Annotated in this window: 14 protein-coding genes and 1 pseudogene; 8 read left to right on the forward strand and 7 right to left on the reverse strand. The window is 67.1% G+C overall.

Features of this window, described 5'->3' with window-relative positions:
• Window positions 1-197 (reverse strand): CsbD family protein (locus tag QK444_RS22590; RefSeq protein ID WP_282783423.1); only part of this gene is annotated, 197 nt, incomplete at its 3' end.
• Between the two features lie 113 nt (window positions 198-310).
• Between QK444_RS22590 and QK444_RS22595 the strand changes: the two are divergent.
• Window positions 311-829: pseudogene (locus QK444_RS22595) on the forward strand (DNA alkylation repair protein); the annotation flags it as partial.
• A gap of 88 nt (window positions 830-917) precedes the next feature.
• On the opposite strand, the gene QK444_RS22600 reads toward QK444_RS22595, so the two are convergent.
• A complete protein-coding gene (locus QK444_RS22600; RefSeq protein WP_282783425.1) occupies window positions 918-2,393 on the reverse strand; it encodes an MFS transporter in 1,476 nt (491 codons plus the stop codon).
• An 88-nt stretch (window positions 2,394-2,481) separates the two neighbouring features.
• Window positions 2,482-3,588: an FAD-dependent monooxygenase gene (locus tag QK444_RS22605; protein WP_282783427.1), complete on the reverse strand. Its 1,107-nt coding sequence runs from the start codon at window positions 3,586-3,588 to the stop codon at window positions 2,482-2,484.
• Between the two features lie 127 nt (window positions 3,589-3,715).
• Between QK444_RS22605 and QK444_RS22610 the strand changes: the two genes are divergently transcribed.
• The 3 genes from QK444_RS22610 to QK444_RS22620 all read left to right on the forward strand — a co-directional run bounded on the left by QK444_RS22610 (window position 3,716) and on the right by QK444_RS22620 (window position 5,088).
• Window positions 3,716-4,321, forward strand: a complete 606-nt coding sequence (locus tag QK444_RS22610) for a TetR/AcrR family transcriptional regulator (RefSeq protein ID WP_282783429.1) — start codon at window positions 3,716-3,718, stop codon at window positions 4,319-4,321.
• Between the two features lie 62 nt (window positions 4,322-4,383).
• On the forward strand, window positions 4,384-4,752 hold the full coding sequence (locus tag QK444_RS22615; protein ID WP_221937991.1) for a hypothetical protein: 369 nt from the start codon (window positions 4,384-4,386) through the stop codon (window positions 4,750-4,752).
• A gap of 9 nt (window positions 4,753-4,761) precedes the next feature.
• On the forward strand, window positions 4,762-5,088 hold the full coding sequence (locus tag QK444_RS22620) for a hypothetical protein (protein ID WP_282783431.1): 327 nt from the start codon (window positions 4,762-4,764) through the stop codon (window positions 5,086-5,088).
• On the opposite strand, the gene QK444_RS22625 is transcribed toward QK444_RS22620, so the two are convergent.
• Window positions 5,085-5,294 carry a hypothetical protein gene (locus QK444_RS22625; RefSeq protein ID WP_282783433.1) on the reverse strand — a complete coding sequence of 70 codons (210 nt, stop codon included), beginning with the start codon at window positions 5,292-5,294 and terminating at the stop codon, window positions 5,085-5,087. The genes QK444_RS22620 and QK444_RS22625 overlap by 4 nt on opposite strands.
• A 184-nt stretch (window positions 5,295-5,478) precedes the next feature.
• Between QK444_RS22625 and QK444_RS22630 the strand changes: the two genes are divergently transcribed.
• Window positions 5,479-6,087, forward strand: a complete 609-nt coding sequence (locus QK444_RS22630) for a DUF4126 domain-containing protein (protein ID WP_282783435.1) — start codon at window positions 5,479-5,481, stop codon at window positions 6,085-6,087.
• 52 nt (window positions 6,088-6,139) lie between these two features.
• Complete coding sequence (locus tag QK444_RS22635) at window positions 6,140-6,793, forward strand: alpha/beta hydrolase (protein WP_282783437.1); 654 nt, start codon at window positions 6,140-6,142, stop codon at window positions 6,791-6,793.
• A 31-nt stretch (window positions 6,794-6,824) separates the two neighbouring features.
• Here QK444_RS22635 and QK444_RS22640 read toward each other — a convergent pair whose 3' ends face one another.
• From QK444_RS22640 to QK444_RS22650, 3 genes are all read right to left on the reverse strand, one after another.
• Window positions 6,825-7,592, reverse strand: a complete 768-nt coding sequence (locus QK444_RS22640) for a MerR family transcriptional regulator (RefSeq protein WP_282783439.1) — start codon at window positions 7,590-7,592, stop codon at window positions 6,825-6,827.
• 177 nt (window positions 7,593-7,769) lie between these two features.
• Entirely contained in the window at window positions 7,770-8,927 is a 1,158-nt protein-coding gene (locus QK444_RS22645) for a hypothetical protein (RefSeq protein ID WP_282783441.1), read from the reverse strand.
• Window positions 8,927-9,859: a metal-dependent hydrolase gene (locus QK444_RS22650; RefSeq protein ID WP_282783442.1), complete on the reverse strand. Its 933-nt coding sequence runs from the start codon at window positions 9,857-9,859 to the stop codon at window positions 8,927-8,929. The genes QK444_RS22645 and QK444_RS22650 overlap by 1 nt, the downstream gene beginning before the upstream one ends.
• Window positions 9,860-10,017: 158 nt before the next feature.
• Here QK444_RS22650 and QK444_RS22655 point away from each other — a divergent pair, with 158 nt between their 5' ends.
• Window positions 10,018-10,641 carry a TetR/AcrR family transcriptional regulator gene (locus QK444_RS22655; RefSeq protein ID WP_282783444.1) on the forward strand — a complete coding sequence of 208 codons (624 nt, stop codon included), beginning with the start codon at window positions 10,018-10,020 and terminating at the stop codon, window positions 10,639-10,641.
• 528 nt (window positions 10,642-11,169) lie between these two features.
• On the forward strand, window positions 11,170-11,726 hold a 557-nt coding region (locus QK444_RS22660; RefSeq protein ID WP_282783446.1), incomplete at its 3' end, for an alpha/beta hydrolase fold domain-containing protein.

The raw sequence follows: 11,726 nt of genomic DNA on the forward strand, positions 1-11,726 counted from the left end.
TCGGCACGAGCCTTCTCCGCGGCCGCCTCCTTGGTGGCCACCTCCCGCTGCGCCTCGGCCTTGTCCTGCTGGGCACGGCCTTCACCCTTGAGGTCCTCATCCCCGGTGATCACACCCGCGACCTCCTTGGCCTTACCCTTGGCGTCCTCGATGACGCCCTCGATACCCTGGCGCGCGCTTTCTTCCTTGTCGGACATGAGTACCTCCCGTAGTCGTTTGGGCTCACTGCTGCCGACATACCCGGCACCGTCCGACTGAATCCGGCCAGGTCGCTGTCATGACGAGAGTCACATTCATGGCAGGCTGAGCTCTGGCACGACAGCTCTGGGAGACCGACGACACGGCGGCGAAGCTGCTGGCAACGCTGATCTGTGGGCCCAAGGCGTTCGATCGTGGCGAGCTCGACCGCATCCTGCGTACGGCACGCATTCCCAAGGCACACGACTGGCTGGTGAACTACGTGGTGCGGAAGGGATCCCACGCCGAGGATCTCCGCACCGCCTGGATGGCAGACCCCGATCCGGTGGTGGCGAGCGCCGGCTGGGCGCTGACCACCGAGCGCGTAGCGAAGCGACCCGACGGCCTCGACCTCCCCGGCCTGCTCGACGCCATCGAGTCGGAGATGAAGGCCGCCCCGGACCGTCTGCAATGGGCGATGAACCACTGCTTGGCGCAGATCGGCATCGAACACGTCACCCACCGCGCCCGCGCCCTCGACATCGGCGAACGCCTCGGGGTCCTCGAGGACTACCCGACCCCACCCGGCTGCACCTCGCCCTACGCACCCACCTGGATCACCGAAATGGTCCGTCGACAGCAGGGCGGATAGGGGGCTCGTCCCCGCGACCAGGAGTTCGAGCGAGTCGCGACACTCGTGGGCGCCGGTCTACATGCCCAGGAGGCGTGGCGTGGAGGACTCATCGACGTCGGCGAACGACCGGACGCATCGTCGCACCGGATGCGGCGGCTGTCCGGTTGCGTACCAATATGATCGCGGGCACGGCGGCGAGGAGGAAGAGCGCTCCCGCCATCGCGATGTAGAGGTACACGCCGGTCGACGTGCTCACCGGTGCGCCGTCGGCGAAGGTTCCGGGTATCCGCGTCGCTTTGAGTATTTCGCCCCCGGCGACGTTGACGATGACCGAGCCGAGGGCGAGCACGACCGAGACCAGACCGGCGATGGTGCCCTGCCGTTCGGGAGCTTCGAGACCGGTCGCGAGGTTGTATCCGGACGCCCCGATCGCACCGGCCGCCATTCCGACCAGGGCGCCGCAGGCGATGGCCAGCGGCAGTGTCGATACCCCCGCCAGCATCGCGAAGCTCGCCACGACGCCGACCGCGATGCCGCCGAGCAGGGGTACCGCGGGACCGAACCGTCCCGCGATCCATCCGGCGCACACGCCGCCGACCACAATCCCGAGATTGGGCGCCGCGAGCAGCACCGCGATCGCCTCGCCGTCACCCAGCCCGTACCCGAGCCCCAGTTCGGGCGGCACCTGGGCGACGATGCTCGTCAGTTGCAGCATGCTCCGGAAGGAGCCCGCCGCCAGCACCAGCGCCAGCAGCGTCAACAGGATCGGGCGACGCAGCGCCCGGATATCGATGACGGGTTCGTCCATCCGCAGCGCGCCGAGTGCCCAACCGGCAAGCGCGGTGACACCGGCCGTCACCAGCACGAGCATCTCCCCGGATCCCCACCCGAGATTCCTGCCGAGACTGATGTAGGCGAGCACCGCACCCAGGCCGCCGCCGAGCAGGAGTGCACCGCCGACGTCGATACGACCGTGGCCGAGAACAGGCGACTCCGGAATGAATGCCCGTACGCAGAGCGCGGCCGCCGCCGCGAGCAGCGCCGCCGCCACGAACACGCTGCGATAGCCGAACAGATCGATGATCGGTTTCATCAGGAACGGTTCGACGATGCCGACCACCGACGACCCGGACGTGACCAGCCCGACCACCGCCATCGCCACTGTGGGCGTGGCGATCTGGCGAGTGAGCGCGACCGTGAGGAAGACCGCGGCGAAGGCGGCGCCCTGAAAGAAGCGGCCCACCAGGAAGATCCAGAGGCTCGGGGCGAGCAGGCAGACCAGCGCCCCGGCGCAGGCGAGCAGCAGGGTGCCGATGAGGATCCGGCGCTTGCCGAAGATATCGGAGCTCTTCGCGAGCAATGGTGACCAGATGGCTCCGGCCAGCATCGCGCTCGCATTGAGCCAGGCTGCCTGGTCGGTGTCGAAATGGTCCAGCAGTTGGGGCAGGACCATCATGGGCGAGCCGATGACGACATCGGCCAGGACATTGGCGAGGGTGAGGACGGCCGCCCAGAGGACGAGCCGACTGCTCCAGCGGTACTCCCGGACGATGGGGGAGTGTTCTTCCAGCCTGTGTGTCACTGTGCATTCTCTTCAGCGCGTAGGGATTTCGGCGCGAGGTGCGAAGGTCCGGCCGCGCCGGTGTGGCGGATGATGGTGGCGCACGGCTTCAGCGCACGGTGTCAGGCGATCGCAGTGCGGCGTTGCGGGTGGCGATGTCGGCCCAGGTGCGCGGCACGATGCGGTCGAGACCGCCGATGGCACGGCCCTGTGCGAAAGTCACGTAGGGGCGTTGCCGGGCCTCGTATTCCGCGAACGTCTCGGCTCGGGCACCGTGCCGCTCGAGTGCCTCGGCGAGGAAACGGGCGCCGGTGAGTGCGAGCGAGGTGCCCCGCCCGGACAGGTAGGCGGGGCAGTAGCCCGCGTCGCCGACCAGGACGACTCGACCGCGGTGCCAGGAGGGAAGCCGAATCTGGCGCGCCGCGGTGAAGTAGAAGTCGGGATCGGCGCGGGCCGCGTCGAGGAGTTCCGGAATACGCCACGATCGGTAGCCCGCGAACGCGTCGACGAGTATCCGCTTCTGCGCGTCCAGGTTCCGGTGGTCGTAATCGATGGCCGCCGAACGGAACTGGAAGTTGGCGACGGTTTTGCCGCCGAACCGAAAGATGCCCGCCATCCGATCGGGGAGGTTGTAGATCGAGTTGATGTCCGGCACAACCGTGTCGGGGAGTTCGGCCAGGGCGAAATAGACCCCTAGGTGTCGTGCGTAACGCTCCTCGGGACCGAACAACAGTCCGCGTACCGCGGAATGTTCTCCGTCGGCCCCGATCACCAGGTCGTACCGATCGGCGCGGCCCGAGCTGAATCGCACGTCGACGCCGGTGTCGTCGCCGGTCAGAGCCGCGATCGAGTCGGCGAAGCGGACCACCGTGGAATCCGGAAGCGCCTCGGCGAGGATGCGCACGAGGTCCGCGCGGAGGAGTTCGATGTCGTCGTCGGAATCGCCGACCTCCGCCAATGGGATTCGGGCCACCGGCTCGCCCGCACTGTCGACGAACTGGGTGAGTTCGGACATCCGGACGCGGTGCCGACGGATCCGCGGGAGCAGTCCCATCCCGTCCACGGCCGCGATCGCGTCACCCCGGATATCGATGGGGGTGCCGGCGAGCCGCAGCTGGCGGGCGTATTCGACAACGGTCACCGCGTGGCCACGGCGGCCGAGTTCGAGGGCGGAGGCGAGTCCGGCGATACCGGCTCCGGAGATGAGGACCTGCACGCGTGTGCTCCCAGCTAGCGAATAAAAGCAACTATCTGTTGCTTTTGTGGAGCATACTGGTGGCTGGTTTGCGCCGCAACGTCGCGGCTGACGAGAATCGGCACCCGGAGCAGGAGGTGAGCACGCAATGACCGACGGGACCGCGGATCGGCCGCCCGCACGGCGACCCGGCGGCCGCAACGCACGGGTGCGCGCCCAGATCCTTGCCGCGACCGCCGAACTCGTCGCACGGGACGGCATCGCGGGCTTCCGCTACGAGGAGGTCGCCGAACTCGCCGGCGTGAACAAGACCAGCGTCTACCGCAACTGGCCCGACCGCGAAGAACTGGTGGTCGAAGCGGTGCTCCGCTACGCCGAGGATCTCGCGTCGGTCGCCGACACCGGCGACATCCACCGAGACCTGGTGGACTATCTGCTGGCACTCGCCGCTGCCCTGGACACGCCGTTCGGTCGCACTCTCGCCCACACCATTCAGCCCGCCCGTCACCACCACACCGTCCAGATGCTGACCAAGGTGCTCGACCAGCGCGTCGCCGCCCTGCGGCGACGGGTCGACACCGCCGTCGCCCGCGGTGAACTCCCCCCGATCGACAGCGCCTTCCTCGGCGAGATGATCTCGGGCCCCGTCCATCTCATCGTCGACCGTGGCATACGCCCGTTCACCCGCACGGACGCCGAACGCATCGTCGGCGTCGTGCTCGCCGGTCTCCGAACCACGGCCCCGCCCAGCTGACTCCTCAGCGGCGGCAACGGAATTCACTCGCTCCGATGCGATCGCGAATCTACGCTGCTCTCATGTGCATCTACCCGAACCGGACACATCTGGTGTGCCTGCGCTGCCGGGTGTCCTTCAAATACCCGACCAAGCACGGCCCCGTCCCGTGCCCGCACTGCCGGGCGGATCTCATCGACGCGGGCCCGCACCTCGCGGTACCCAGAAAGCTGGACAAGGCCGGTTGGCGCACCCTGACAGCAGTTCTCGACTCCGGCCTCACCTTCCACGGCGGCTGCTGCGGCACCGGCCCCGGCTACCGCCCACGCACACCCCGCGAGGTACGCGAACGGATACTCCTCGCCGAACGCACGGGCATGCCGCTCGCTGAGGCCCTGGCCACGGCCGATCCGACAGTCATCGCGGGATCGCGGCTCGATGTGCGGGTGTAGCAGTTCGTGATGCGGCGCAGCCCCCAGGAGAAGAAGGCCCTCAGCTACGCCAAGGACCGGCGAAACGACTACGGAGAGAACGACAAAAGCTCCCGGAAGAACATTCCGCGCAATAAGCGAGTCCCCAACCGCGCGGACCGACATCGCGAGCGGCAGGTGATGGCTTCGGCGCTCGGCCCGGTCTCGGTGGACGCCGCTGAGCGGGCCGAAGTCGAACTTCGCGGTAAGCGGTCGAAGTGGTTGAACATGCGATGGCGCAAGCATCGGGACGCCCCTTTGGGGGAGGTCGTCATGCGCACCCTGGCGCGCAGGGTCGAACAGCAGATGAACCGCTAAGCCAATTCGACTTCCTCGAAGCTCACGGTCAGCCCATGCCGCCGTTCACGCAACACATTGCCCGCACGCCGCGCCATCCCCTCACCGAAGTCGATATGCAGCTTGGCATTCCGTGCGTCCACCTCCCGCACCACCGTGCAGATCCCACTGAACGGACCTTCCGGAAACCACACGACATCACCCGGTGCGTATTCGCTGAATCCCACGGAGCCACAGTAATTCACGGCGTCGACATGTGCGCTCTGCCGACCCGATGGGGATCCGATGTCCGAGCTGTCGAGCCGGTTCATGCTCTCCGTGAGCGGGGCATGGCCGGAACCGGCGGGACACCCGCAGTGTCTCGCCGGGCAAATATCGGCCCCTGTCGGTCGGTGGCGGCAGACTTGTGGCATGGAGATCACAGCGGCCGTCGCGGCGGTGCTCGGTGCGTTCGGGCTGTCGGGGGCGGCGGGGCTGAACGCGTGGTTGCCCCTGTTGGCCGTGGGTGTCGCCGATCGGATGGGGTGGATCGATCTGGGCAGCTCGTACGGGTGGTTGTCCTCGACGCCCGTGCTGATCGGGATCGCGGTGGTGTTCGTTCTCGATCTCGTCGGCGACAAGATTCCGGCGATCGATTCGGTGGTGCACGGTATCGGGGTGCTCGTGGCTCCGGCGTCCGGGGCGATCCTCTTCGCCGCCGAGACCAGCCTGTCCTCGAACCTGCCGCCCGCGGTCGCCGCCGTGCTCGGCGCGATCACCGCGGGCAGTGTGCACGCCGGTCGTACGGCGGCGCGACCGTTCGTCACGGGGACGACCGCGGGTGTGGGCAATCCGGTCGTCTCCACCGCCGAGGACGGCACTTCGCTGGCGCTCACCATTCTGGCGTTGGCCGTCCCGGTCGTGGCGTTCATCGCGGTGGTGCTGCTGATCGGTCTGGGCTGGCTGGCCGTGCGGGCCGGTCGGTGGCTTCGCCGGGGGCGCAGGAGGGAGCGGCCCGGGCCGGGTGGAGAGCGGCGATGATGCCGCTCTCCCGGTAGTCTGCGATGGCGAGGCGGCGGAAGAGGATGGACCTGTGAGCACATTCGTTCTGGTGCACGGGGCCGGGGACGGCGGTTGGAGTTGGCATCTGGTGGCGGCGGAATTGCGACGCCGCGGGCATGATGTCGTCGCTCCCGATCTCCCGGCCGACGACGATGCGGTGGGGTTGGATCGGTACACCGAGGTCGTGGTGGAGGCGGTCGGCGATCGCACGGACCTGGTGGTGGTCGGTCATTCCTTCGGGGCGTTCACCGCGCCCCTCGCGGCCGCCCGACTCTCGGCAGATCTGCTGATCCTGGTCGCGGGGATGGTCCCGAAGCCGGGGGAGCGGCCGGACGAATGGTGGGATGCCACCGGTTACCGATCCAGCACGGAGTACGTCGACGACGACGCGATCTACTACCACGACGTACCCCACGAACTAGCCGCCGAGGCGCGCCGCCGCGAACGCAACCACCCCTCCACCGCGGCCGGTGCGACACCCTGGCCCCTGCCGAACTGGCCGGATATCCCCACGAAGTTCGTCCTGTGCACCGAAGACCGTTTGTTCCCAGCCGATTTCCAGCGCCGCGTGGTAGCCGACAGACTGGCCATCACCCCGGACGAACTCACGGCAGGCCACTACGCCGCCCTGGCCCGCCCCACCGAACTGGCCGACCTGCTCGACAGCTACCTCCCGGCGAGGTAACAGGGGGTCGGCGAGGCCGGCCGACGCGAACCTAGCCGAGCCGCGTCTCGGCGAAAGCGAGCATCGCGTCGTGGTAGTACCGGGCGAGCCCCGCCGCGATCCGGTCGAAGTGCGCACTGTAGGCCGGGTCGAGATAGGACCGGGCCAGTGTCCGGAGGGTGTCGGCGTTCGGGCTCCAGTTTGTTTCGACGAGCCGATAGGCGGCGTCGATCTCGGCCTGTACCGCAGGTGCGTCGACCGGCGTGCCGGATGCCATGAACTCAGCCATGCGTACCATCGCGGCAGTGGTTTCCCGCTGCATCCGCTCGGTTTCCTCGGCGGACAACGAATCGGCCCACTGCTTCGACCGCTCCCACGCGGTTTCCTGGTCGGGCCAGCGTTCCAGAACCTCGGCGTCGTAGCGGCTCGGGTCCAGACCTTCGAAAAGGTTCTCCGGCCTGTTGATTTCGACCATGTCGGATGATCCTTCCTGCGCTTCGAGTTCGGCGATGGTGCGAGCGACCGTATGCGCCACCCGCGCCAGCCGATCGCGTTCGCGTAGCAGTCGCGCATGGTGGTCTCGCAGTGTCCGTACCCGGTCGGTCTGCCCGTCGAGAATCGCGGCGATATCGCTCAGCCCGAGATCCAGCTCCCGCAGGATGAGGATCTGCTGGAGTCGCAGCAGTTGCGGCTGCTCGTAGTAGCGGTAGCCGTTGCCGCGAATGCCCGCGGGCGCGAGCAGCCCGATATCGTCGTAATGGCGCAGCATTCGCGTCGTTACTCCCGACATGCGCGCTACCTCCGCGATCGACCAGGCCACGCCTCGCACCTCCAGAGAACTCCACCGGTATCTCCGGTACTCGGACGCTAAACGTTCACACAGCGTCAACGTCAAAGCCTGTGTTCCTGGAATGGGCTGCCGAGCTACCGGCAGCCCTTATCGCCGGCGACACGGAAGGATCGGTGACCGGTGTCCGGTGTCCCGGTCGCGGCCGCGCTAACTCGCCTCGGTGGCGATGGGTTCGGCCTCTTCCGGTCGATCGTCGCGTGAGTCAACTTGCGGCACGGTGAAAATGGCGACGGCGGCCGCGATGGCGATCACGAAGCAGGCGATCGTGTACCAGAGGTTGCCGATGGGGTCGCCGTTGGCGGTGAGACCGTCCTCCGCGGCGAGGAAGTCGGGGAGGGCGGTGATCCAGAGCAGCGCCATGACGGCCAGATAGATCACGGCATACCACTGCACGAAGCGGTTTCGGTAGCCGGGTGGGGTGGCGGTGCCGTTGCGCAGCGCGAACCACTGTCGGGCCAGTAGTGCCACCGCCACCACCGACAGCACGAAAAGCTCTGCGGCGTAGAGGAATCCGCGCACAGTGTCGCTGCCCATGCCGAAGATCGTCGCGGGCAGCGGCAGGACGAAGGTGCCGACCGACGCCAGCAGGCCGATAACCACTGTGCGCCAGACCAATTGCGGGCCGCTGAAGTGCTTCCCGGAGTCGACGTGGCGGCCGACGAAGTAGTGCACGCACAGTGCCAGCGACATCGGCCACAGCGCCGCGAAGACGACCACACTGGGCAGCGGCACCGAATCGAACATCGGCTGGTTGATCGGATTGTCGACCGCCCACTCCCACCAGCGCAGCTGCGGGCCGATCTGATCGAAGATCTCGTAGTAGGCATGGTGGACGAATCCCACGCAGGCCGCGCCGAGGAAAACCCCGTAGCGCCGGAAAACGCCCAGCATTCTGACGGTTTCGTAGGCGAGCGTGGCCATCAGCGGATAGATCGCGATGATGTAGAGCGGCAGCCGCCCCCACAGGAATTCCACCGTGAACAGGTTGTGCGCGAACATGGTATCGACGTGTTCGGCGATGCCGAAGGCCGACGGGAAGTACAGCGGCGGTTCGATGATGAACAGGTAGGCGGTCGCACCGAACCAGAGCGCCAGGTTGGTGGGGTCACCGTGCCTGCGTAGCCGGACGATCGCGTACACGAGCGCGAGTACCGAGCCGAGCACGACGGTCAGCTCGAGCACCGGCAGCGTCCAGTTCTCCAGTGCGGCGGGATTGCGGAATTCGACCAGCCCGCCGGTCTCGTCGCAGGAGAAGCCCATGCGCGCGGCGAGATCGGCGAAGGTGGGCGTGCACAGGTCTGCCATCAGTTCGCCTCCGAAGCGGTCAGCGCGTCGGCGGTGTACCAGCGGGTGCAGTCGTACCCGGCGTCGTAGCGCTCGAACCAGCGGTCGGCCAGCTCGGGCAGCTTCTCGTGTGCCGGATCATGTTTGGGCAGCTGGCTGCGGACCACACCGGCGAGGGCGGTGAGCTGCTCCCGCCGCGACAGCCCGTCGAAGGCGCGCGGCATCGGACCCTTGGTCAGGTACGGCGCGAAGTACTCCAGCACCCGCTGCTTGGCGCGGTGCCGGGCGAACATGGACAGCGAGTCGACCTGCCGGTCGGCCAGCGGGACGTGCTGGTTGAATCCGGCGCACGCGATCCGGATCACCTTCATCACATGCGCGAAGATCGACGGCGCCATCCGCATCCGATAGAGCTCGTCGCCGACGAGGGCGTTGAACAGGATCAGCGCGGAGCTGCGATGTTCGACCTCCTCCACGAAATGCCAGATGAACAGCGAGGCGACCCGGTCGTCACCCGGCCGGAACAGTGTGTCCTCGTTGTCGAGCATGAGCTTGAACACCGGCGTGAAGGTCGCCTCCAGGTCGGCGGTGTAGGCCAGTCGGTAGTTGTGCGAGGTGGCCTCGGTGAGCAGATCGAATTCGCCGATCACCGCGTCGAGGGTGTTCTGCAGCCCGGGATACCGCTTGATGAGCGCCTTGACGTGCTGCCGGTGCGCGGTCGAGTGGTGGCCTTCCTGTCGCATGAACGCGTTGGCCTCGGCGGCCACTTCCGGATCGGTGAGTACCGGCTTGAGCTGCATGATCAGCTTCACGATCATCTTCTCGAAGCCGACGGCCAGGAACGAGACCGCGTTGGACATGCTCGACCAGGCCGGGTTCTGCGGATTCCACAGGAAGGGGACGTCGGCGTCTTCGAAGCCGAAATCCATTTTTCGGGGTTGCACATGGGTCACAGGGCGTACCTCGCCTCGGGAAATGGGTCGATCGGGTGTCGCGCCCGGGTGGCGCGATGCGACAAACATACAATTACTCGTCTAACTGTATGATCACTTTGTCGGAATCCGCTACACCTGCGCGGATGTGGTGTGCCCGCTGTGATACTGTCCGCCCGGTGGCGCGTAGACGCGGATGGGGCGGGAGTCCGCCCGCGAATGACCAAGAGGCGCATAGTCGTATCGTCGCCACCGCGGTCGAATTGATCGGGGAGACCGGCGCGGCGATCACCATCGCCGATGTCGCGGAGGCGCTCGGCGTCATCCGGCAGACCGTGTACCGGTACTTTCCCAGCGCCGACGCATTGATGACGGCGGCGGCCATCGCTTCGGTCGACAGTTTTCTGGACCGGTTGACCGCGCACGTCGCCGGGCTCGTCGATCCCGTCGAAGCCATGACCGAGGGCGTTGTCTACACCCTCGCCGAGGTCCGCCGCACCCCGCACCTGGGCATTCTGCTGTCCAACTCCTACTCCAACATCGACCCCGACAGCCTCACCTCCGAACAGGCCAAAGCCTTCGGCATGTCGATGATCCGACGCTTCGACGTGGACTGGGAGAAGTACGGCTACGACGACGCGGCGTTGCTGGAACTGGTCGAGTACGTCCTGCGCACCATGCACTCGTTCTTCGTGTCCCCGGGGAGTCCGCCGCGTACCGAGGGGCAGTTGCGCGCTTACCTGCGCCGGTGGATGGGCTCCGCGATCGCCGCCCAGAGCGAATACGCGCAGCGCGGACTCTGACGCACTGACATCGTGAGACGTGTGCCGCCGTGGAATCGCTCGGCGGGCTCGAGCGGCAAACAGGGCGGAAACCGGGTCGTGTCGGCTGTGCCGGAGTTTGCGGACTGTTCGACTGTCCGCGCGTGAGCACGTATCGTTGTCGGTGTTCCCCCTGGAGTCCTGAAGCGTGGCCGGGGATGTGTCCACGCTGACAGGAGGAGTGTCGTGGTATTCGCAGCAGTGGCATCGGCAAGCGCCGCACGAACTTCCGCAGCCATCGCGGAATCGCTGCTATCACCTGTTTTGCTGGATCACCCGCACATCCTGCTCTGTGAACGCTGGTGGGCGGACTCCGCCGATGCCGATCGCCTGCGCGCCAGGGACGACCGTCGCCGGTATCGGACCTAGCGCATTCAGAGCATGGTCGCTCGCGGTTCCTTCCGGTCATAGCTGTGCCCGGTTGCTTCGGAAGATCAACGGCAAGAGACAATCCGAGTGGTTCGCCGACCCTGGCGTGGGTCGGCGGGAAGCGAAACCACGAGGAGGATCATGAGGTTCGGGCTCGAGACGCTGATCGATGCGGAGCTGACCGCCTATGCGGAGGAGAGTCGACAGCACAATGCCGCCCGGCCCGCCGCCTCCGGCCCAGCCGATTTCGACGAGCTGCGGCAAGCGCGTGACCGGCAGGCTGATTCGCAGACACCGTCGAGTGCTCGTGCGGTCGAGCGACTCGCCGAGGCGGGCGGGCGCAGTGTGCCCGTACGGATCATCGCTCCGCGGGCGACCACGCTTCGTGGTGCCCATCTCGACATCCACGCCGGCGGGTTCTACATGGGTTCGGCGGCCGGGGACGATATGCGCAACGAGCGTTTGGCCGATGCGCTCGGGGCCGTCGTGGTGAGCGTCGATTACCGTCTGGCCCCGGAACATCCGTGGCCGGCAGCTCCCGACGACTGCGAAACCGCCGCCCGCTGGCTCGTCGAGCAAGCCGAAACAGTGTTCGGAACAAGCAATCTGACGCTGGGTGGAGCGTCGGCAGGCGCGAACCTGGCCATGGCGACCCTGCTCCGGCTGCGCGACAGCGGTCTCGTTAACCGCTTCGCCGG

Origin of the sequence: Nocardia sp. CC201C (assembly GCF_030010695.1) — a bacterium.
Taxonomy (GTDB): domain Bacteria; phylum Actinomycetota; class Actinomycetes; order Mycobacteriales; family Mycobacteriaceae; genus Nocardia; species Nocardia otitidiscaviarum.

What these genes read in the sequence shown, in the direction of transcription:
- QK444_RS22610 (WP_282783429.1), top strand. Translation starts at nt 3,716, where the DNA reads ATGACCGACGGGACCGCGGATCGGCCGCCCGCACGGCGACCCGGCGGC.
- QK444_RS22615 (WP_221937991.1), top strand. Translation starts at nt 4,384, where the DNA reads ATGTGCATCTACCCGAACCGGACACATCTGGTGTGCCTGCGCTGCCGG.
- QK444_RS22620 (WP_282783431.1), top strand. Translation starts at nt 4,762, where the DNA reads ATGCGGCGCAGCCCCCAGGAGAAGAAGGCCCTCAGCTACGCCAAGGAC.
- QK444_RS22630 (WP_282783435.1), top strand. Translation starts at nt 5,479, where the DNA reads ATGGAGATCACAGCGGCCGTCGCGGCGGTGCTCGGTGCGTTCGGGCTG.
- QK444_RS22645 (WP_282783441.1), bottom strand. Translation starts at nt 8,927, where the DNA reads ATGGCAGACCTGTGCACGCCCACCTTCGCCGATCTCGCCGCGCGCATG.